This window comes from Jannaschia sp. L-14R (genome assembly GCF_056857695.1).
The window spans coordinates 92,937-112,265 of record NZ_JBSXNP010000009.1 but is presented as its reverse complement, the minus strand read 5'-3'; the positions used below and the strand labels follow the sequence as shown (position 1 = coordinate 112,265).

The 19,329-nt window shown below is 63.5% G+C and carries 22 protein-coding genes; 13 read left to right on the top strand and 9 right to left on the bottom strand.

Annotation, left to right across the window (positions count from 1 at the left end):
• Window positions 1-33: 33 nt before the first annotated feature.
• Window positions 34-1,230, bottom strand: a complete 1,197-nt coding sequence (locus AC13C2_RS04915; protein ID WP_482886108.1) for an aminotransferase — start codon at window positions 1,228-1,230, stop codon at window positions 34-36.
• Between the two features lie 427 nt (window positions 1,231-1,657).
• Between AC13C2_RS04915 and AC13C2_RS04910 the strand changes: the two genes are divergently transcribed.
• From AC13C2_RS04910 to AC13C2_RS04895, 4 genes are all read left to right on the top strand, one after another.
• On the top strand, window positions 1,658-3,202 hold the full coding sequence (locus tag AC13C2_RS04910) for a Ppx/GppA family phosphatase (RefSeq protein ID WP_482886509.1): 1,545 nt from the start codon (window positions 1,658-1,660) through the stop codon (window positions 3,200-3,202).
• An 81-nt stretch (window positions 3,203-3,283) separates the two neighbouring features.
• Window positions 3,284-4,624 (top strand): proline--tRNA ligase, encoded by a 1,341-nt coding sequence (proS, locus tag AC13C2_RS04905; RefSeq protein ID WP_482886107.1) that lies wholly within the window; start codon window positions 3,284-3,286, stop codon window positions 4,622-4,624.
• Window positions 4,625-4,659: 35 nt separating this feature from the next.
• Entirely contained in the window at window positions 4,660-5,940 is a 1,281-nt protein-coding gene (locus tag AC13C2_RS04900) for a lipoprotein-releasing ABC transporter permease subunit (RefSeq protein WP_339641490.1), read from the top strand.
• Window positions 5,933-6,607 (top strand): ABC transporter ATP-binding protein, encoded by a 675-nt coding sequence (locus AC13C2_RS04895; protein WP_482886105.1) that lies wholly within the window; start codon window positions 5,933-5,935, stop codon window positions 6,605-6,607. Before AC13C2_RS04900 ends, AC13C2_RS04895 begins: the two co-directional genes overlap by 8 nt.
• A gap of 3 nt (window positions 6,608-6,610) precedes the next feature.
• On the opposite strand, the gene AC13C2_RS04890 is transcribed toward AC13C2_RS04895, so the two are convergent.
• Complete coding sequence (locus tag AC13C2_RS04890) at window positions 6,611-7,570, bottom strand: alpha/beta hydrolase (protein WP_482886104.1); 960 nt, start codon at window positions 7,568-7,570, stop codon at window positions 6,611-6,613.
• Between the two features lie 2 nt (window positions 7,571-7,572).
• Window positions 7,573-7,857, bottom strand: coding sequence for an SCP2 sterol-binding domain-containing protein (locus AC13C2_RS04885; protein WP_482886103.1), 285 nt, complete (start codon window positions 7,855-7,857; stop codon window positions 7,573-7,575).
• 51 nt (window positions 7,858-7,908) lie between these two features.
• On the opposite strand from AC13C2_RS04885, the gene AC13C2_RS04880 reads away from it, so the two are divergent.
• The 5 genes from AC13C2_RS04880 to AC13C2_RS04860 all read left to right on the top strand — a co-directional run bounded on the left by AC13C2_RS04880 (window position 7,909) and on the right by AC13C2_RS04860 (window position 13,039).
• On the top strand, window positions 7,909-8,526 hold the full coding sequence (locus AC13C2_RS04880; protein ID WP_339641495.1) for a tetratricopeptide repeat protein: 618 nt from the start codon (window positions 7,909-7,911) through the stop codon (window positions 8,524-8,526).
• Window positions 8,526-11,414, top strand: coding sequence for a helicase-related protein (locus AC13C2_RS04875; protein ID WP_482886102.1), 2,889 nt, complete (start codon window positions 8,526-8,528; stop codon window positions 11,412-11,414). Before AC13C2_RS04880 ends, AC13C2_RS04875 begins: the two co-directional genes overlap by 1 nt.
• Window positions 11,411-11,782, top strand: coding sequence for an RNA-binding S4 domain-containing protein (locus tag AC13C2_RS04870; protein ID WP_092762478.1), 372 nt, complete (start codon window positions 11,411-11,413; stop codon window positions 11,780-11,782). The genes AC13C2_RS04875 and AC13C2_RS04870 overlap by 4 nt, the downstream gene beginning before the upstream one ends.
• Before the next feature lie 155 nt (window positions 11,783-11,937).
• Window positions 11,938-12,273 (top strand): ferredoxin FdxA, encoded by a 336-nt coding sequence (fdxA, locus tag AC13C2_RS04865; protein WP_092762480.1) that lies wholly within the window; start codon window positions 11,938-11,940, stop codon window positions 12,271-12,273.
• 247 nt (window positions 12,274-12,520) lie between these two features.
• Window positions 12,521-13,039: a CarD family transcriptional regulator gene (locus tag AC13C2_RS04860; RefSeq protein ID WP_092762482.1), complete on the top strand. Its 519-nt coding sequence runs from the start codon at window positions 12,521-12,523 to the stop codon at window positions 13,037-13,039.
• 60 nt (window positions 13,040-13,099) lie between these two features.
• Here AC13C2_RS04860 and AC13C2_RS04855 read toward each other — a convergent pair whose 3' ends face one another.
• Window positions 13,100-13,486, bottom strand: a complete 387-nt coding sequence (locus AC13C2_RS04855) for a metallopeptidase family protein (RefSeq protein ID WP_092762484.1) — start codon at window positions 13,484-13,486, stop codon at window positions 13,100-13,102.
• Window positions 13,483-14,082, bottom strand: a complete 600-nt coding sequence (locus AC13C2_RS04850) for a VOC family protein (protein ID WP_482886101.1) — start codon at window positions 14,080-14,082, stop codon at window positions 13,483-13,485. The genes AC13C2_RS04855 and AC13C2_RS04850 overlap by 4 nt, the downstream gene beginning before the upstream one ends.
• Here AC13C2_RS04850 and AC13C2_RS04845 point away from each other — a divergent pair.
• Both AC13C2_RS04845 and rpe read left to right on the top strand, forming a co-directional pair.
• Window positions 14,081-14,650: a 5-formyltetrahydrofolate cyclo-ligase gene (locus AC13C2_RS04845; RefSeq protein WP_482886100.1), complete on the top strand. Its 570-nt coding sequence runs from the start codon at window positions 14,081-14,083 to the stop codon at window positions 14,648-14,650. The genes AC13C2_RS04850 and AC13C2_RS04845 overlap by 2 nt on opposite strands.
• A gap of 30 nt (window positions 14,651-14,680) precedes the next feature.
• A complete protein-coding gene (gene rpe / locus AC13C2_RS04840) occupies window positions 14,681-15,370 on the top strand; it encodes a ribulose-phosphate 3-epimerase (RefSeq protein ID WP_482886099.1) in 690 nt (229 codons plus the stop codon).
• A 37-nt stretch (window positions 15,371-15,407) separates the two neighbouring features.
• Here the strand turns inward: rpe and AC13C2_RS04835 are convergent, their stop codons facing one another.
• From AC13C2_RS04835 to AC13C2_RS04820, 4 genes are all read right to left on the bottom strand, one after another.
• On the bottom strand, window positions 15,408-15,590 hold the full coding sequence (locus tag AC13C2_RS04835; RefSeq protein WP_092762492.1) for a hypothetical protein: 183 nt from the start codon (window positions 15,588-15,590) through the stop codon (window positions 15,408-15,410).
• A 95-nt stretch (window positions 15,591-15,685) separates the two neighbouring features.
• A complete protein-coding gene (locus tag AC13C2_RS04830) occupies window positions 15,686-16,009 on the bottom strand; it encodes a hypothetical protein (protein ID WP_482886098.1) in 324 nt (107 codons plus the stop codon).
• 108 nt (window positions 16,010-16,117) lie between these two features.
• Complete coding sequence (locus AC13C2_RS04825; protein ID WP_482886097.1) at window positions 16,118-17,119, bottom strand: Gfo/Idh/MocA family protein; 1,002 nt, start codon at window positions 17,117-17,119, stop codon at window positions 16,118-16,120.
• A complete protein-coding gene (locus tag AC13C2_RS04820; RefSeq protein ID WP_482886096.1) occupies window positions 17,119-18,180 on the bottom strand; it encodes an isocitrate/isopropylmalate dehydrogenase family protein in 1,062 nt (353 codons plus the stop codon). Before AC13C2_RS04820 ends, AC13C2_RS04825 begins: the two co-directional genes overlap by 1 nt.
• Window positions 18,181-18,239: 59 nt before the next feature.
• On the opposite strand from AC13C2_RS04820, the gene AC13C2_RS04815 reads away from it, so the two are divergent.
• Complete coding sequence (locus AC13C2_RS04815; protein WP_092762500.1) at window positions 18,240-18,527, top strand: putative quinol monooxygenase; 288 nt, start codon at window positions 18,240-18,242, stop codon at window positions 18,525-18,527.
• A 1-nt stretch (window position 18,528) separates the two neighbouring features.
• A complete protein-coding gene (locus tag AC13C2_RS04810; RefSeq protein WP_482886095.1) occupies window positions 18,529-19,317 on the top strand; it encodes an N-acyl homoserine lactonase family protein in 789 nt (262 codons plus the stop codon).
• The last annotated feature ends 12 nt before the right edge of the window (window positions 19,318-19,329 follow it).

Genomic DNA, 19,329 nt, shown 5'->3' with positions numbered 1-19,329 from the left:
GCCAGCCGGGGGCAAGCGCGTCCGGTCGTCGGGTCAGAGCCCGCTTTGCGCCACCTCGTCCAGCCGGTTGAACAGCGTGGCAATTCCATCTGCGTCCGCATTGGCAAAGGCGATCCGCAGGCTGCGTTCGGCCCGTCCGCTGCCACCGTCGCTGCGCAGGGGTCCGAACATCGTGCCGGGCAGAAGCAGCAGCGCGGCGCGGTCGACCAGTGCGCGGGCAACCCGGTCCGACGGCAGGTCGAAAGGGTGCATGACATAGGCGAAATAGGCCCCGCAGCCAAGCAGGGGCCAATCGGCCCGATCCGCGAACCCGTCTGCGATCGCGGTGCGTCGGCGCAGGATTTCGCGGCGTTCCCCCGCCAGCCAGTCGCCAAGGTTCTCCATCCCCCAGAGCGCGGCGCGCTGACCCAGCCCGGTCGGGCAGATCGCCACGGAATCGAGCCACTTCTCGACTTCGCGCAGCCGGGATGGCGCGGCAAGGATGGCCCCGACCCGGTGCCCGGTCAGGCGATAGGCCTTGGAAAAGGAATAAAGCTGGATCAGCGTGTCGTCCCAGTCAGGGTCCGTGAACAACGCATGCGGCGCGCCATCGACCGCGTGAAAATCGCGGTAGGTCTCGTCCAGGATCAGGGCGATGCCGCGCGTGCGGGCCAGATCGCGGAAGGCCGCCATCAGGTCGGCGGGGTATTCGACGCCACCGGGATTGTTGGGGCTTATCAGAATGATGGCACGGGTTCTGTCGTCGATCAGCGCGGCGGCAGCAGAGGGGTCTGGCAGGAGGTCGTCGCCTGTATCGAGAATGCGCGCGTCGACGCCCACGGTATCCAGCCACATCTTGTGGTTGAAATAATACGGCACCGGCAGAATCACGTTGTCGCCGTCCCGCGCCAGGGTGGCGATGGCGGCCGCGAAGGCCTGATTGCAGCCCGAGGTGATGGCGACCTGATCGGCACGGACCGTGCCGCCGTAGTCACGCGTCCAGTCGGCGGCAACCCGGTCGCGCAGGGCGGGAAGGCCCAGGACATCGCCATACATATGGGCCGCCGGATCGGTCATCACGATGTCGGCCATGGCCTGTCGCAGCGGTGCGGGCGGCGGATCGGCGGGCGCGGCCTGGCTGAGGTTCAGAAGCGGGCGGTCCGGTGTGAAGGTGGCGTCCGCGATCCAGCGCCGCGCCTCCATCACGGGCGGCGGGATCGTGGCGGCAAGATTCGGGTTCAGATTGGGCATATGCGCCCTCCGGTGCAGACGTTCGGTCAGGCAACAGGCGTAGCGGGGCAGACGGGGATCGGCAATGCGGGGAACGGCAATGTGGGGGGACAAGTGCAATGCGACAACAGGAGAGATTTTACAGGCTGGCCCCATGCTTCTGGTGTGACTGTGGCACAGGGCCGGGCGGTCGGTATGGGGTCCCGTTGTAACGATGGCGACTGCCGCTCCTCTCAGATGCACCGACAGGATGGCGTCTGTTCGAGTGGAGATGATTCTCGCCTTGCCCGAAGTCTGAGCCGCGTTTTCGACCTGGAACCCGTCGCATCCGATCGTTTCGGTTGGCGGCAACGCCGGTTTCGCCAGTTATCTCTCGGCGATTGACCGCCTGACGCGGGCCGTGTCAGACCCTCGGCACGACATCGGCCTGAGGAAACCGCAGCCCATGATGGAAGATACCCTGGAGGCCGAGGAATCCGGCCCGTTCGGCGCGCCCCTGTTCGATGGACCCCAGGCGCGTGCGCTGCGCCGGGTCGGGGTGATCGACGTAGGCTCGAATTCGGTCCGGCTGGTGGTGTTCGACGGGGCGGCCCGCTCGCCCGCCTATTTTTATAACGAGAAGATCCTCTGCGGTCTGGGCGCGGGCCTGTCGGAGAGCGGTCGTCTGAATCCCGAAGGCCGGGTGCGTGCGCTGGCCGCGCTGAAACGCTTCGCAATCCTTGCACGCGGCATGGAGGTCAATTCGTTGACCGCCGTGGCCACCGCCGCCGTCCGCGAAGCCGAGGATGGCCAGGCGTTCGAGTTGGAGGTCAAGTCCGAGACCGGCCTGAAGCTCTGGGTGATTGATGGCAAGGAGGAGGCGCGCTTGTCGGGGCAGGGGGTCTTGCTGGGCTGGCCCGAAGCCGAAGGCCTGATGTGCGACATAGGCGGCAGCAGCATGGAACTGGCCGAACTCAAAGGCGGCAGCGTGGGCGCGACAGTGTCGGGCAAACTGGGGCCGCTCAAGTTGCAGGGCATCAAGGGCAAGGGCGCGCGCCGCAGCGAGATCGACGCGGGTATCGCCGCCATGGCCAAAGAGCTGGGGCAGGAAAGATACGACAAGATATATCTCGTCGGCGGCAGTTGGCGCGCCATTGCGCGGGTCGATATGGAACGGCGGAATTATCCGCTGCACGTCCTGCATGAATACAAGATGACCCCCAAGGATCTGCGCGCGACGCTGGATTTCATCGCGTCCGAGGACATATCCGACCTGGGCAAACGCACCGGCACCAGTTCCGCCCGGATGTCGCTGGTTCCGATTGCCGGCGAGGTGCTGGACCGCGTGGTCAAGACGTTCCGGCCCAAGGAGATCGCGATCTCCAGCTATGGCATCCGCGAGGGGCTTCTCTACGAACAGATGCCCGATGTGCTGCGCGCCCGCGATCCGCTGATCGAATCCTGTCGTGCGTCCGAGGCTGCCTATGCCCGCCTGCCGGGGTTCGGTCGCATCCTCTATCGGTTCCTGCATCCGCTGTTCGCGCGGGTACCGGACCGCCGCCGCCGCCTGATCCGGGCCTGTTGCCTGCTGCACGACGTCAGTTGGCGGGCGCATCCCGATTACCGCGCCGAAATCTGCTTCGACAACGCCACCCGCGCCAACCTCGGCGGGCTGACCCATTCCGAACGGGTCTACATGGGTCTGGCCCTGCTGCATCGTTACCGCAACAAACGCGAGGGCACCCCGTTCGAGGCGCTGGCCCCGCTTTTGGGCGAGGCGGACACCAATCAGGCGGAAGTCGTCGGCAAGGCAATGCGCTTCGGGGCGATGTTCTCGGCGCAGGACCCGGCTCTGATGGGGGAGCTGAAGCTGTATCCCAAGAAGGGCATTCTGCAACTGTCGCTGCCCAAGGGCGATGGCGAGGCCCTGTTCGGCGAAGTGGCCGAGGCGCGGTTCAAGTCGCTGGCCTCAAGTCTTGGGGTCGAGGGACGGGTGCGGGTTATCAAACGCTGACAGGCAAGGCGCGCCTTGCCCCCATGCGCAGGCGTTGGTAGCGCAGGTCAAACTTTTGCCGCGCCGTCCCGGAGCCCTGTCATGCGTCTCAGCCGCTATTTCCTGCCCGTCCTGAAAGAGACGCCCTCCGAGGCGCAGATCGTCAGTCATCGCCTGATGTTGCGCGCGGGCATGATCAAGCAGTCCGCTGCGGGCATCTATTCGTGGCTTCCGCTGGGCCATCGCGTTCTGAAACGCATCGAACAGATCGTCCATGAGGAGCAGCAGCGCGCGGGCCACATCCCGATGCTGATGCCGACGCTGCAATCCGCCGACCTCTGGCGCGAATCCGGGCGTTACGACGCCTATGGCCCGGAAATGCTGCGTTTCACCGACCGGCAGGACCGCGAGATGCTCTACGGTCCCACCAACGAGGAATTGATTACCGATATCGTCCGCTCGAACGTCGCCAGCTACAAGGATTTGCCGCTGACGCTCTACCATATCCAGTGGAAGTTCCGCGACGAGATGCGCCCGCGCTTCGGCGTCATGCGCGGTCGCGAATTCCTGATGAAGGACGGCTATAACTTCGATCTGACCCGTGCTGATGCGATGCATGCCTACAACCGCCATCTGGTCAGCTATCTGCGCACCTACGAGCGGATGGGCCTGCAGGCGATCCCGATGCGCGCCGATTCCGGACCGATCGGCGGCGATGACACCCATGAATTCCTGGTATTGGCCGACACGGGCGAATCCGAGGTGTTCTACGACAGCAATGTCACCGAGATTTCGCTGGGCCAGCGCGACATCGACTACGACGACGTGGGTCAATGCGCCAAGGTGATGGAAGAATTCACCACGCTGTACGCCCGCACTGACGAAACCCACGACGAGGCTGAATTCACCAAGGTCCCCGAAGATCGCCGCCGGTCCGCGCGCGGCATCGAAGTCGGGCAGATCTTCTATTTCGGCACCAAGTATTCCGATGCGCTGGGCGCCAGGGTCCAGGGCCCTGACGGCAAACCCACGGCGCTGCACATGGGATCACACGGCATCGGCGTCAGTCGGCTTGTCGGCGCGATCATCGAAGCCAGTCACGACGACAAGGGCATTATCTGGCCCGAAGGCGTCACACCGTTCCACGTCGGGATCGTCAACCTCAAGCAGGATGACCCGGCCACCGATTCCGCCTGCGAAGGCATCTACAAGGAGTTGGAGTCGCAGGGCCTGACCGCGCTCTACGACGACCGCAAGGATCGGGCGGGCGCAAAGTTCGCGACCATGGACCTGATCGGCCTGCCGTGGCGGATCACCGTCGGCCCGCGCGGGCTGGCGAACGGTCTGGTGGAGCTGACGTCGCGCCGCACCGGCGAGACCGAGGAAGTGACGCCGCAGGCCGCCATCGCGCGCCTGAAAGACATCTACGCGCCGCACCTTTGATCCGCCCTTAACCCAACGCAGCCGGAGCAATCCCCATGTTCAGCCGTTTCGAATGGATGATCGCCTGGCGCTATCTGCGCGCGCGCCGGTCCGAGGGCGGCATCTCGGTGATGACGTGGATCAGCCTTGTCGGCATCGCGCTGGCGGTCTTCGCCCTGATCGCGACGCTGGCCGTGCGGTCCGGCTTTCGCTACGAATTCGTCGACACGATTGTTGGTGCCAACCCCCATGCCACGATCCGTCCCTATGGCGAGGCGCAGCCCAACGGTATGCTCACCGGGACCACGCCCGACTATGATGCGCTGGCCGACAGTCTGGCCCAGGTGCCGGGCGTGACCCACGCCGTGCCGGTGGTGACGGGTCAGGTCATGGCCTCGGCCAACGGCGCGAACACCGGCGCACAGGTCATCGGCATCCGGCCCGGCGATCTGGCCGACATTCCGCGCGTCCAGGCTCCCGAACAATCGCAGGGCGACATCGCGGCTTTCGGAGTGGACGAAGGTCAGGGCATCGCCATCGGCTGGTATCTGGCCGACACGCTGGGCGTGCGCGCGGGCGACCGTATTCGCCTGATTTCGCCGGACGGCCAGAAGACGCCTTTCGGGACCAGCCCGCGGGTGAAATCCTATCTCGTGTCCTATGTCTTTCAGGTCGGGCGCTACGACATCGACCTGACCCGTATCTACATGCCGTTCTCCGAGGCGCAGACCTATTTCAACCGCGAGGGCGTCGCGGATGAAATCCAGGTCTCGATCACCGACCCCGAGGCGGTGGACGCACTCAGCCCCTCGCTTCTCGCCGCGGTCGGATCGGACGGCTGGGTCTGGACGTGGCGCGACAGTGCGGGCGGATTCCTGCGCGCGCTTCAGATGGAGGACAACATCATGTTCGTCATCCTTTCGATCCTCGTGCTGATCGCGACGCTGAACATCACCTCCGGCCTTGTGATGCTGGTCAAGAACAAGGGCCGCGACATCGGCATCCTGCGCACCATGGGCCTGACCGAAGGCACCATCCTGCGCGTGTTCTTCCTGTGCGGCGCGGGCATCGGTGTCATCGGCACCGTGATCGGGGTGGTCCTCGGTTGCCTTTTCGCGCTCTATATCGATCCGATCTTCAGCTTCGTGAACTGGGTCGCGGGCGGCGGTGTCTGGGACCCCTCCGTGCGTTTCATCTCTGCCTTGCCCGCCCGTTTGGAACTGGGAGACGTGCTGTCCGCCGTGGCCCTGTCCCTGACGCTGTCGTTCATCGTGACGATCTTTCCGGCGCGCCGTGCCGCCCGCATGAACCCGGTCGAGGCGCTCCGCTATGAGTGAGACGCTCAGGCTGACCGGCATCCGGAAAGGCTACCATCTGGGTAAGCCCAGCGAGATTCGCGTGTTGAACGGCGTCGATCTGACCCTGAACGCGGGCGAGGTCGTGGCTCTCGTCGCACCGTCCGGCGCGGGCAAATCGACGCTTCTGCATATCGCAGGGCTTCTGGACACGCCTGATGACGGCGCTGTTACCATGGGCGGCACCGACCTCACGGGCGCATCCGACCGCTTGCGGACGCGGGCCAGACGAGACCGCATCGGTTTCATCTATCAGTTTCATCACTTGCTGCCCGAATTCACGGCTGCCGAGAATATCATCCTGCCGCAACTGGCCAACGGAGTATCGGCCCGTGCCGCCCGTTCCCGTGCCGAGGATCTGCTGGGCCGTGTCGGCCTGTCACACCGGGCGGACCATCGCCCCGCCGAAATGTCGGGCGGCGAACAGCAGCGCACCGCCTTTTGCCGCGCGCTGGCCAACGGGCCCGGCCTGCTGCTGGCGGATGAGCCGACGGGCAACCTTGACCCCGGAACGTCCGACACGGTGTTCGCAGCCTTGTTGACGCTGGTGCGGGAGAGGGGGATGGCCGCGCTGATCGCGACCCACAATCTGGAGCTTGCGGGTCGCATGGATCGCGTGCTGCGGCTGGACGGCGGGCGCCTGGCCTAAAGACTATTTGTTCAGGAAAGCCGCGATCTGGTCGAAGACGCGGTTCCGCGTCTCGGGCGTCTCCATCAGCACTTCGTGGCGCGCGCCCTCGATCATTTCCAACTGGCTGTTGGGCCAGGAACCCATGCGAACATGGATCGAATCGTCGGATACGATGCCCTCGTCCGTGCCCAGAAACGTCAGGCAGGGCACCTTCGGCGCCGCCTCGCGCGCAGTGGTGTGCATCTCGCGGAACGCGGCCCAGATCCAGGCAAGCGACGGGCCGCCCAGGGCCAGTTCAGGATGCGCGGCAAGCTGACGTTTCATCCAGGCGAACATCTCCGGGTCGGTGGTCAGCAGATTGTCATCGAAGGGTGCGTCTATCGGGTCCGCGATCTTTCCCGACCCCGGAGCCGAGCGTTGTCCCAGACCGATGAGCGATGCCATCGCCGACACCCCCCATCCGATCGCGCGGCGGTGGGGCGATAGTTTCAGACCCCACATCGGGGCAGAGAACACGGCTTTTTCGAAAGTGTCGGTTCTCATCAGAGTGCGCAGCCCAATCAAGCCACCCATCGAATGTCCCAGAATGTGCCAGGGCCGGGGAAGGTTCAGCGCGGCACAAAGATCAAGTAATGCATCAACGTCACGCTGAAAGTAATTGAAATTATTCACATGACCAATGTTCTTGTCGTGCTCGGGTCGCGGCGAAAGACCTTGACCGCGCCAGTCGATCGCAACGCTGGCATAACCGCGCGCCTGCATCTCGCGTGCTGCATCGGAATATTTTTCGACATATTCGGTGCGCCCTGGACACATGACCAGGGTGCCGCGCGACCCATCCTGCCAGACCGCGACCCGAAGGCGGATGCCATCCGACGTCGTGGCCCACACGGCCCGCCCTTCGACCGGGCCGCGAGCGACATCGGCGTAATAAGGGGCCGCCGGATAAGGGATCGCGCCACCGGCCATCGTATCGGCCACAGTCAGGACAGCGCCGCGCCCAGCTTCATCGCCTGTCCCATGTCGCCATCGACCGACAGCTTGCCGGTCATGAAAGCCGACGTCGGGTTCACATCGCCGTCAAGGATGCCCTTGAACGTCTCGGCATCGGCGGTCATCGTGCACTCGGCGTCGCCGTCCCCGGCACGCACACCATCGGAATCGAGCATGATCGCGCCTTCATCTTCGACCACGAACTTGACGCTGCCGTCGAAGGTGCCAATCTTTGTGGAAAGCTGCGTGACGGCCTCGTTGATGATGTCGCTCATGGAATCCTCTTATTCTGATCGCCGATATGGCGGGATTGGGTCGTGGACAGGATGATTGACCAGCGCGTCACTCTCAAGGCCCTCGCAGTCGCGGTGCTGTGTAGTTACGCCACGTATTCCGTTGCGCAAGGGCTTGGCGACACCCCCGGACCCGAGACCCCGTCCGAGATCGCGCCGCTCGAGGCTGATCCGCAGATCCTGCTGAACCGGCTCGGAACCCTTACGGGCGAAGGTGATGCGGGCGAGGCGACCCGTCTGGCCAATGAAATTCAGGAACGCTGGACCCATACGGGCAGCGCCACGCTGGACCTGCTTCTGCAACGTGGGATCGACGCGATGCAGGACGGCGATTTTGTCCGCGCCATCGCGCATCTGACTGCTTTGACCGATCATGCGCCCGAATTCGCCGAGGGCTGGAACCAGCGGGCGACCGCGTTTTTCCTGACCGACCGATACGGCGAGGCGCTGTCGGATATCGAGCAGGTCCTGATTCTCGAACCGCGTCATTTCGGTGCTCTGGCGGGTCTGGGGATCATTCTCGAAGAACTTGGCGATGAGCAGGGGGCACTCCGGGCCTTCCGTGCCGCGCAACAGATTTTTCCGGCCGAGGAAAACGTCAACAGATCCGTCGAGCGCCTTGAAGCCGCGACCGGAGGTCGGACCCTCTGATGGATAGCCCTCTCGGGCGGGTAACGGCGGTCCTCGGACCGACGAATACCGGCAAGACTCACTATGCCATCGAGCGGATGCTGGCGCATCGCACCGGCATCATCGGCCTGCCGCTGCGCCTTCTGGCGCGCGAGGTCTATGATCGCATCGTTGCGGCACGGGGTCCTTCGGTCGTGGCACTCGTCACCGGCGAGGAACGGATCGTGCCGCCACGTGCCGCCTACTGGGTCTGCACGGTCGAGGCGATGCCGCAGGGGATGGGCACCGACTTCGTTGCCATCGACGAAATCCAGCTCTGCGCCGACCCGGAGCGGGGCCATGTCTTCACCGACCGTCTGCTGAACATGCGCGGCCTGCACGAGACGTTGTTCATGGGGTCCGACACGATGCGGCCCTCGATCGCGGCGCTGATCCCCAAAGTGCAGTTCGCCCGGCGCGAACGATTCAGCGATCTGACCTATACAGGTTCGAAAAAGATAAGTCGCATGCCGGGCAGAACCGCGATTGTCGGATTTAGTGTCGACAATGTGTATGCCATTGCGGAACTCCTGCGCCGTCAAAAGGGCGGTGCAGCGGTCGTCATGGGGGCGCTTTCGCCCAGAACGCGCAACGCGCAGGTCGAGATGTATCAAAATGGCGACGTCGATTACCTCGTCGCCACCGACGCCATCGGCATGGGCCTGAACCTCGACATCAGGCATGTTGCTTTCTCGGCCACCTCCAAGTTCGACGGCCAGCGCATTCGACCCCTGATGCCGCATGAACTGGCGCAGATCGCCGGACGCGCCGGGCGCTATATGCAGCCCGGCACTTTTGGCGTGACCGGCGAAGCTTCGCCGCTGGAGGACGGGCTGGTCGAGGCCATTCAATCTCACGCCTTCAAACCCATCGACCGCCTGATGTGGCGCAATGATCGTCTGGATTTCGGCAGCCCCGAAGCGCTCATCGCCTCTCTGGAAGCGCCCAGCACCGAACTTCAGCTGACGAAGGGGCGCGAGGCGGATGACCTGTCGTCGCTTAAGACCTTGAATCAGCTGGAAACCGTTGCCGTCCGCCTGCGCGATGCCCGCGATGTGAAACTGTTGTGGGAAGTTTGCCGCATTCCCGATTTCCAGGGCATCAGTCACGGCGAGCATACCACCATGCTGGCGCGCATCTTCGGATTTCTGCACGAACGGGGTCGCGTCGATGGCGATTGGTTCGCCCGACAGGTTAAACGCATCGACCGAACCGATGGCGACATCGACATGTTGTCCAAACGATTGGCGTATATCCGCACATGGACGTATGTTGCGCAGCGAAAGGGCTGGGTGGACAACGATGCGCATTGGCGCGATGCCACGCGGGCGATAGAAGACCGTCTGTCGGACGCGCTCCACCAGGCGTTGACCAATCGGTTCGTCGACCGGCGAACCTCTGTGCTGCTGCGGCGGCTGAAGATGAAGGAGGGCCTGTTGGCCGACATCAACGACAAAGGTGAAGTCACCGTCGAGGGCGAGACGCTGGGTCGTCTCGAAGGCTTTCGATTCCATCAGACCGGAACCGCGTCACCGGACGAGGCCAGGACCGTGCGGCAGGCCGCGACCCAGGCGTTGCGGCCCGAATTCCACCTCCGCGCAGACCGATTCTACAATGCGCCCGACACCGAGATGGATTTCACCGAGCAGGGTGGCCTGATGTGGGGCGACCAGGCCGTCGGCAAGCTGGTCAAGGGGGCCGAGCCGCTCAGGCCGGGCGTCGAAGCTTTCGTCGATGACGAGGCCGGGCCGGAGGTCATGCAGAAGGTCACGCGCCGGTTGCAGCACTTCATCGACCGCAAGGTCGCCGCCGCGATGGACCCGCTCATGGCGATGTCCCGTGACGAGACGCTGACGGGACTGGCGCGCGGGTTCGCGTTCCGGATGCTTGAATCCTTCGGTGTCCTACCCCGTGCCGAGGTCGCGCAGGAGGTGAAGGAACTGGATCAGGATGCCCGTGGGCAACTGCGCAAGCATGGCGTCCGTTTTGGCCAATTCACCATTTTCCAGCAATTGCTGCTGAAGCCCGCGCCGACGCGTCTGCGGCTTGTGCTTTGGTCGCTTGTGCAGGACCTGCAGGAATTTCCCGAAGCACCCCCGCCCGGTCTGGTCACCGTGCCCGCCGCCGCTGGTGCGCCGCAGGGTTATTACACGATGGCCGGTTACCGGCAGGCCGGCGCGCGGGCGATCCGCATCGACATGCTGGAGCGGTTGGCCGACCTGCTGCGTCCTGCCGATTCGCGCGGCGGCTTCGAGGCGACACCCGACATGCTGTCGATCACCGGCATGACCCTGGAGCAGTTTTCCGACCTGATGGGCGGTCTGGGCTATAACGCCGAAAAGGGCGAGCGACCGAAGGTAAAGCCGGTCTCCGCCAAGTCCGACACGCCGGACGAGCCGACGAAAACGCCGCAGGAAACTCCGGTGCAGGAGCCCACGGAGACTCCGCCCGCACCGCCGACCGAGGTGCCAGGCGAGACGCCCGCAGAAACTCCGGTCATCGATCCGCCGGAAGGCCCGGCGACGCCTCCAACCGAAGTGCCGCCTGAAATGTCGGGCCAGACCGACGCCGCCGCACCCGCCGCTGATGCACCCGAAGTCGAGGTTTTCTATACCTTTACCTGGGCACCGCGCCGCCAGAACAATCGTGGTCCGCGTAAAGATCAGGGGCGCGATCAGGCCCGTGAGGGCGACCGACCTGCCCGAAAGGGTGGAAAGCCGCAGGGCAAAGGTGGCGGGCGACGTGATGGTGGCAAAGGCAAACCCGCAGGTGATCGCGGGCCCAAAACTTATGAAGCCAAACCCAAACGCGACAAGCCCATCGACCCCGACAATCCCTTCGCGGCGCTTGCCGCACTTAAGGACAAATGACCGGACAGTCCGAAGACCCCGCGCCGAAGCAGCGGCTGGATAAGTGGCTGTGGCAGGCGCGGTTCTACAAGACGCGCACCCTGGCCGCTCGAACGGTGAGCGATGGGCGGGTGAGGGTAAATGGCGAAAAAGTCGGCAAACCCGCCTTGCCGGTCGTGCCGGGCGATACGTTGACCTTCACGGCAGGCGACCGCATCCGCGTGGTCGAAATCGTGGCACTGGCCGTGCGTCGGGGCCCCGCGTCCGAAGCGCAGGCCCTTTATACCGATCACTCTCCCAAACCCGTGCCGCGTGTCGGCCCTCGTCCCACGGGGCGCGACCGGCGGCGCATGGATGCCGCGCGCGACGATGAGACGCACCGACAGTGACGCGGCGGTAATACCGGCGTAATACCTTGGTTGGCCCTGTCGTAATACCGCATCTGCCGCCCCATATCGCAGGTAAGTCACAGCCCCGTCAGCCCCGCTTGAACCCCCCCGGCGGGGGGGCTAGACGGATTTCGACCCGAATAAGGACACGTTTCATGACCTATATCGTCAATGACGCCTGCATCGAATGCAAATATACCGACTGCGTCGAGGTCTGCCCCGTGGATTGTTTCTACGAGGGTGAGAACATGCTGGTCATCCATCCTGACGAATGCATCGACTGCGGCGTCTGCGAGCCGGAATGCCCCGCCGATGCGATCCGTCCCGATACCGAGCCGGATATGGAGAAGTGGGTTGAATTCAATCGTAAATATTCCGAACTTTGGCCTGTCATCATTACCAAGAAGGACCCTCTGCCGAATGCCGAGGAAATGGACGGCAAGCCAGACAAGATAAAGTTGTTTTCGGAAGCCCCCGGCGAGGGCGGCTGAGGTTCTGATTCAAGCGCGGCCAGATGGGTCAGCGTGCATGACACTTTCGCAGTGCCTGTTTTTGTGGTATGGTCGTCGACATAGCGGGGGATTTCCTTCGCATTTTCCACTGTGTCCGACCCCCAAAAACACGCAACTGCGTCAGGGCCGACATCAAATTGCATATGACCTGACCTACGGGCTTGCCCGTGGCCGGTGTTTTTTGCCTGTAAAACCAGGCCGATGCGCGAATTGAGACATCGAAAGGATGCCCATGTCCAAGAAGCTCGACTTTAGCCCGAATGATTTCGTCGTCTATCCTGCCCACGGCGTAGGTCAGATCGTCTCCGTGGAAAAACAGGAGGTCGCTGGCCTTGAGCTGGAATTGTTCGTCATCAATTTCGTAAAGGACAAGATGACGCTGCGGGTTCCGACTCACAAGGCGACCGACGTTGGCATGCGTTCGCTGTCGTCACCCGAAGTTGTGGCGAAGGCCATGACCACGCTCAAGGGCAAGGCCCGCGTCAAGCGTGCGATGTGGTCGCGCCGGGCACAGGAATACGAAGCCAAGATCAACTCCGGCGACCTGATCGCCATCGCAGAGGTCGTACGCGATCTGCACCGCAACGATGAACAGCGCGAACAGTCCTATTCCGAGCGTCAGCTTTACGAAGCTGCGCTGGATCGCCTGACCCGCGAACTTGCCGCCGTGAATGCCGACATGGACGAGGACGGTGCCCTCAAAGCTGTCGATGAAGTGCTTTCGGCACGCGTTGCGGCCGCATAAGATCGTTCATATACAGTATCTTGAAAGCTGAAAGGCGTCCTTCGGGGCGCCTTTCCCGCGTCAGGTCCACCATTCATCGATACGCGCGATATCACTGTCTGACCAACCGAAATGATGCGCAAATTCGTGAACCGTGACATGCGCCACCAAAGCTTCCAGCGTGACGTCCCCGCGCGCCGCCCATTCATCCAGAATCGGGCGACGGAACAGAAAGATTGTCGAGGGCGGGTCGGGATAGTCCACCGACCGCTGGGTCAGGGCGACGCCCTCATAAAGGCCGGTCAGGTCATAGGCGTCCTCGATCTCCATCTCATCCAGCAGATCATCCGACGGCCAATCCTCCACCGACAGCCTGACATCGGCTGCCAGGCCCGCGAAGGGCGAGGGAAACGCGGCGCGCGTCGCCTCGGCGATCTTGCGCAGATCCTCGATATCGGGGGCGATCATGCGATCACGCGCATTCCGTAAGGCGTGCCGATCCGTGCCGTTATTCGCCGGGGACCGACCGTGACCGTGATTCGCGGATCGTCTGTCAGATCGGCGATACACGCCGTCAGCCCTTCGTCGGGGTGCGTCAGCGTCAGCTCCGCAAGGTGCAAACCGCTGTCCGGAAACGTCGGTGCCGGGCTGTCCCATTGGATCAAGGCAGGAAAACATCCATCAAACGGAAGTATCCCGTCATCGGGCACTGCCATGCGCCAGCGGAATGCGCCGCGCGCGAATGACAGCGGGCGTCCGGCCTGCGGAAAGCGATCGACAAGCGCATCCAGATCGTCGGTCCGCAAGATCCAGTTGCCGATCCGGGGCAGTCCGGCACGGCGATCCAGGTCGAACCAGCGCGGTCGATCCGGCGCAGCGGCATCAGGATCGATCGCTATGACTTCGAAATACTCACCCGCCGCCAGACCGGACAGACGATTGTGCGTCGACATGAGCGCATGTTTGCCGCCCGGACCCATATGATGCCCCAGATGGGTCAAGACATGGGCCGCGCCGTCATCCAGCGTTGCGGCGGCGATGGCGAAGTGGTCAAAGTCTGTCATGGGGGACGACGCTAGTCTGACGGCGCGGAAGGCGCAATTGCGCAAGGAATGTCTTGCCGCCCGCGATGGAGTCGGGCCGTTGCGCCGTGCCATGGCGGGCACGCGCCTGTACGCGCGGCTCATGGGTCTGCGCGGACGAACCATCGCAGGCTATCTGCCGATCGGGTCCGAGGCCAACCCGACCCATGCGATGCGCGTTCTGGCCAGGGATAATCGTATTTGCGTTCCGGTCGTGACGGCGCGCGGTGCGCCGTTGCGATTCCGGGAATGGTGGCCCGATTGTCCGCTGGAGAAGGGCGCGTTCGGTGTGCCTGTCCCAACCGAGGGTGGCTGGCGTGTCCCGGATGTGCTGATCCTGCCGATGGTCGGGTTCGATGCGGGCGGCGGGCGGCTGGGCTATGGCGGGGGGTATTATGACCGAACGCTGGCGGGCATGGGTGATGCGCTGGCCATCGGGTTTGCCCTGGAAGCGCAGCGCGTCGAGGCCATCCCGCAGGAGCGAACCGACATCACCCTGCCATACATCATCACCGATGCAGGGGTTTTCGGCGCGGACGGCACGGTGTAATCGGACGGCATCTCAAACCCCGAGGCCCGGATGACTGATACATTTGACCGCACCGTCAAGATCGCGCCGTCGATCCTCGCCGCCGATTTCGCCAATTTCGGAGCGGAGTGCGCGGCGGTCGAGAGGCAGGGGGCGGACTGGATTCACGTGGACGTCATGGACGGACATTTCGTGCCGAACATAACCTTCGGCACGGCGATGTGCGCGGCGCTCCGGCCCCACATCAAGGGTGTAATGGACGTACATCTGATGATCGCGCCGATCGATCCCTATATCGACGCCTTTGCGCAGGCCGGTGCAGATATCATCACCGCCCATGTCGAAGCCGGACCGCATATCCATCGCACGCTTCAGGCGATCCGGGGCGCGGGCGCGAAAGCCGGATTGGCGTTGAACCCCGGCACGCCGGCATCGGCTGTTGCTTCCTTGCTGGACGATGTCGACATGATCTGCGTAATGACCGTGAACCCCGGTTTCGGGGGGCAGAAATTCATACATTCACAGGTCGAGAAGATTCGCGATTTGCGTGCGATGATCGCAGACCGGCCGGTTCATATCGAGGTGGATGGCGGCGTTGATCCGGACACTGCCCCCTTGGTCGTGGCGGCCGGGGCGGATGTTCTGGTGGCCGGATCGGCGGTGTTTCGCGATGGTTCGGTCACAGACCCTGCACCCTATGGCCGTAACATAGCGGCGATCCGGACGGCTGCGGAACGCTGATAGCGCAATTGGCGTCAGATTGGGGCGAGAGCACTGTTCAGTGCTTGAAACCGGGCCACGGTCCCGGCCCTGTAGCGTGTTGCGGCGCGAGACTATCCGGCACTTTGGCCGTTTCGATGTGCACCGCGTCAACGGGCGTCAACGCTGCGACGGCAAGGATAGCCAGCAGCAGATAAGCCAGATGCATATTGCGGCGGCCGGGTGTTGTCTGTCCGATCATGGGCTGCCCTTTCAGAGCAATGTTCCATCAGGGATGGCGGGCTGAACGTCCGCCACCGGGGGCCAGGGCTTCGCCCCGACCGACTGCATCCCCTTTCAGAGGCGCAGAAAAAAGTCGTCGTTTCTTGTCCACCAATCCCGCAGATCCCCGAGTGTCACCGGGGCGTCGGATCGAGCACGGTCTATGTCCATACTCAGCAGGATGGCCAACCGTCTGGCCGTCTGCGCCTCGTCCGTGGGAGAGCCGCCTCTGCGGATGGCGGCGTCCATTTCGCGGGCAGCGGTGAGCAACGCGGTTTCCAATGTCCGGGCGGATATTTCAGGGTAAGTCACCGCAAGATCGCGTATCAGCGAACGAAAGGCAGTCGCATCGTCGTGCAGCCGTTCCAGCACAAGATCGCGGAGTTCGTCTTCGGTCATCAATCCCTCGTGTGTTGTGAGAGATATGGCCGACAATCCTTAAAGACGCGGTTAAGCGAGCTGACGAGATGTCGAGATTGATGTCCTGATTTTAATCAAATTGACCGTTCAGGCGAAATGGACCGGCAGTCGCGCGCGCGCCTCGTGGGCGGCATAGGCCAGGTCCGACAGGCGCATGACGGTCAGGTAATCTCGGGCCGCATTCTCGAACGGATCACCTTCCGTCACTGCAGTCACGACATGAGATTGCAGGGCGTGAACGCAGTCGCCCGCGAAGTCCGGCCAGTCCTGCGTCGGCAACAGGACCTCGGATTCGCGGCTGCCGTGGGCGCGCAGGGACACAGTGCCGTTGCCGGTCAGCGTCAGCGTTCCCGCACTGCCTTCCAGAAAGGCGTCGCCAAAGGTGCGGCGGGTGTCGTCGGTGTCGAAATCCAGCAAACGGTTGCCATCGAAAACCGCGCGCGCGCCAGTGTCATAGTCCAGTATCAGATGCCCCGCATCCTCACCCCTGATCGCCGGGTTAAGGCGGCGCAGATCGGCGTAGACCCCATCGGGGTGCCCCAGGAGGTATCGAAAGGTGTCGATGTAATGCACTCCCGTCTCGTGGATCAGCAGGCGCGGCATGGTTTGGAAATACGGCTGACGCGCCAGATAGGCATCCGGCCCCTGACCATCGCCCGTGCGCAGACGGAACGTCAGGTTCAGCGGCCTGCCGATCCGGCCCGAGTCCAGCGCCGTCTTCATTGTCCGGAACCATGGCTGGAAACGGAAATTTTCGTGAATAATGAGCGGGACGTCCGCCGCTTCGGCCTGTGCCGTTACGGCCTCGGCCTCTTCCAGTGACTGGCAGAACGGCTTCTGGCAGATGATGGCGCGGGGTTTGTGGGGCAGGGCGGCGCGGATCGTGGCGGCATGCATCGGGGGCGGCCCGGCGATGTCGAGAATATCCAGCGCCTCGGCGGCCAGCATCGCGGTAGCATCGGGATAATCAGGGGACTTGGCCGGATCCCTGTCGCAGATCGCGACGAGTTCTACGCCTGCGATCCGTGTCCACGCGTTCCGGTGAAACTGCGCGAAGTATCCCGCGCCGACCATGCCGACCCTCAGCATCAGAGGCGCGCGATGACCGCTGCCGCCGCCCCCCTGGTGTCGAGCGTGCCACCCAGATCGCCGGTCGTCTCGCCCGCCGCAAGACAGGCATCGACGGCGGTCTGAACGCGGCTGGCATCCTCGATCATCTGCGGTTGGTCATGGCGACGGCCCAGCCAGTCCAGCATCATGCCCGCAGACAGGATCATCGCGAAGGGATTGGCGATGCCTTGGCCTGCGATGTCGGGGGCCGATCCGTGGCACGGCTGGAACACGGCGTGATCGTCGCCGATATCTGCCGACGGGGCCATGCCGAGGCCGCCCATCAGGCCCGCGCCCAGGTCGGACAGGATGTCGCCGAACATATTCTCGGTCACCATCACGTCCCAGTCCCATGGTTTCAGCACGAACCACAGCGCCATCGCATCGACATAGGCGTGGTCGGCGGTCAGGTCCGGGTATTCCTTGGTCACCTCGTCAAAGATATCGCGCCAGAACGCGAAGGCGCGGAACACGTTCGCCTTGTCGACCGACGTCACGCGTCCCATGTGGCCTGCGGCCTTGCGGTCCTGCGCCAGACGGAACGTGTAATCGCAGACCTTGGTGGTGGTCCTGCGGGTCAATCGCAGCGTCTCCTCGGCGTAGTCTTCGGTGACGGTGCCCTTGCCCTGGGTGTGGAACAGCCCTTCGGTCGACTCGCGCACCAGAACGAAGTCTATGACGCGGCCCTCGGGGATATTCAGCGGCGTTTTCATGCCGGGGACAACGCGCACCGGGCGGATTCCCGCATACAGGTCCAGCGCGATGCGGATGTCGATCTGCGGGGTCATTTCGGTCCCGTCCGGGTATCGGACCGCCGGGTCGCCCAACGCGCTGAGCAATATGGCATCGGCATTTCGGGCCGTGTCCAGTGACGTCCGGGGCAGGTCGCTGCCGCAATCCAGGTAACTGGTCGCACCCGCAGGGCAGTCGTGGAAGGCAAAGTCGTGGCCGAAGGCGCGCAGCAGGTCCAGGGTCGGGGCCATGATTTCCGGGCCGATGCCATCGCCGTGAAAGACGGCAATGTTGAAAGTCTTGGACATGAATGCCTCCCCGCGTCAGTCTGACAACTCGATAGAACGCCCCAAACTGGAGGGAAAGCATGTTCGCAGTCGCCGTCACCATTGAGGTTTTCCCCAACCGGATGGCCGAATTCAAACCCGCCATGATGGAAAATGCCCGCGCTTCGCTGGCAGAGCCTGCCTGCAACCGGTTCGACGTTCTGTCCGATCCGTCGCGCCCGGATGAGGTTTTTCTATATGAACTATATGACGACGAAGCCGGGTTCGAGGCACATCACCAGACTTCGCATTACAAGGCCTTTGACACGCTGGTGACGGATATGATCCGGCGGAAGTCGATCAAGACCTACGCTGTCGTCGAGGGCTGATATGTCGGAGTGGGAGGTCTTCGCGCTGCGCTATGCCGATCGTAACGCGCGGGTTCGGGCCGACAGCTTCCTGTTCGACGACGACCACTCCGCACCGCATCCGATGGACTACTTCATGTGGTTATTGCGGCAGGGGGAACGGGCGATCCTCGTCGATACCGGCTATGACGAGGTCGAGGCCACCCGCCGCGATCGTCCCATCCTGATGGACCCGCGCGCCGCACTGGAGCCGTTCGGCCTGATGCCGGATGCAATCGACACCGTGATCGTTACGCATCTGCACTATGATCACGCGGGTGGGTTGCACTTGTTTCCCAACGCCACGCTGCATATGCAAGCCGCCGAAATGGCCTATGCCACCGGTCCCTGCATGTGCCACGACACGCTGCGGATGCCGTTTACGGGCGATCATGTCTGCGAAGCGGTGAAACGTCTGTATCGGGGTCGGGTGGTCTTTGCCGATGGCGATGCGCAGATTGCCGATGGCGTGACTGTCCACCGCATCGGCGGCCATTCCAGGGGGTTACAGGCGGTGCGGGTGCGGACGCAGGCGGGATGGCTGTGCCTTGCGTCGGATGCTGCGCATTTCTACGAAAACTTCGAGGCGGGAAAGCCGTTTCCGATCGTTGCGGACGTGTCCGAAATGCTGGACGGGTTTGCCACGATCCAGCGGCTGGCGTCGTCGCCGGGGCTGGTCATACCCGGCCACGACCCGTTGGTCCGGGTGAGGTTTCCTGCCGAGGCGGGGCTGCCCGAGACGTGGCGATTATCATCGGGACCGCAGTCCTGATGCTGTTCTGTT

Bases quoted from the DNA above. Each gene is read 5' to 3' on its own strand.
- AC13C2_RS04855 (WP_092762484.1), bottom strand. From the start codon at position 13,486: ATGATCGCCCCCGATATCGAGGATCTGCGCAAGATCGCCGAGGCGACG.
- AC13C2_RS04885 (WP_482886103.1), bottom strand. From the start codon at position 7,857: ATGAGCGACATCATCAACGAGGCCGTCACGCAGCTTTCCACAAAGATT.
- AC13C2_RS04860 (WP_092762482.1), top strand. From the start codon at position 12,521: ATGCCCATGTCCAAGAAGCTCGACTTTAGCCCGAATGATTTCGTCGTC.
- AC13C2_RS04880 (WP_339641495.1), top strand. From the start codon at position 7,909: ATGATTGACCAGCGCGTCACTCTCAAGGCCCTCGCAGTCGCGGTGCTG.
- AC13C2_RS04895 (WP_482886105.1), top strand. From the start codon at position 5,933: ATGAGTGAGACGCTCAGGCTGACCGGCATCCGGAAAGGCTACCATCTG.
- AC13C2_RS04910 (WP_482886509.1), top strand. From the start codon at position 1,658: ATGGAAGATACCCTGGAGGCCGAGGAATCCGGCCCGTTCGGCGCGCCC.
- AC13C2_RS04845 (WP_482886100.1), top strand. From the start codon at position 14,081: ATGGGGGACGACGCTAGTCTGACGGCGCGGAAGGCGCAATTGCGCAAG.
- AC13C2_RS04900 (WP_339641490.1), top strand. From the start codon at position 4,660: ATGTTCAGCCGTTTCGAATGGATGATCGCCTGGCGCTATCTGCGCGCG.
- AC13C2_RS04825 (WP_482886097.1), bottom strand. From the start codon at position 17,119: ATGCTGAGGGTCGGCATGGTCGGCGCGGGATACTTCGCGCAGTTTCAC.
- AC13C2_RS04875 (WP_482886102.1), top strand. From the start codon at position 8,526: ATGGATAGCCCTCTCGGGCGGGTAACGGCGGTCCTCGGACCGACGAAT.
- AC13C2_RS04870 (WP_092762478.1), top strand. From the start codon at position 11,411: ATGACCGGACAGTCCGAAGACCCCGCGCCGAAGCAGCGGCTGGATAAG.
- proS (WP_482886107.1), top strand. From the start codon at position 3,284: ATGCGTCTCAGCCGCTATTTCCTGCCCGTCCTGAAAGAGACGCCCTCC.
- AC13C2_RS04850 (WP_482886101.1), bottom strand. From the start codon at position 14,082: ATGACAGACTTTGACCACTTCGCCATCGCCGCCGCAACGCTGGATGAC.
- AC13C2_RS04810 (WP_482886095.1), top strand. From the start codon at position 18,529: ATGTCGGAGTGGGAGGTCTTCGCGCTGCGCTATGCCGATCGTAACGCG.
- rpe (WP_482886099.1), top strand. From the start codon at position 14,681: ATGACTGATACATTTGACCGCACCGTCAAGATCGCGCCGTCGATCCTC.
- AC13C2_RS04835 (WP_092762492.1), bottom strand. From the start codon at position 15,590: ATGATCGGACAGACAACACCCGGCCGCCGCAATATGCATCTGGCTTAT.
- fdxA (WP_092762480.1), top strand. From the start codon at position 11,938: ATGACCTATATCGTCAATGACGCCTGCATCGAATGCAAATATACCGAC.
- AC13C2_RS04830 (WP_482886098.1), bottom strand. From the start codon at position 16,009: ATGACCGAAGACGAACTCCGCGATCTTGTGCTGGAACGGCTGCACGAC.
- AC13C2_RS04815 (WP_092762500.1), top strand. From the start codon at position 18,240: ATGTTCGCAGTCGCCGTCACCATTGAGGTTTTCCCCAACCGGATGGCC.
- AC13C2_RS04915 (WP_482886108.1), bottom strand. From the start codon at position 1,230: ATGCCCAATCTGAACCCGAATCTTGCCGCCACGATCCCGCCGCCCGTG.
- AC13C2_RS04820 (WP_482886096.1), bottom strand. From the start codon at position 18,180: ATGTCCAAGACTTTCAACATTGCCGTCTTTCACGGCGATGGCATCGGC.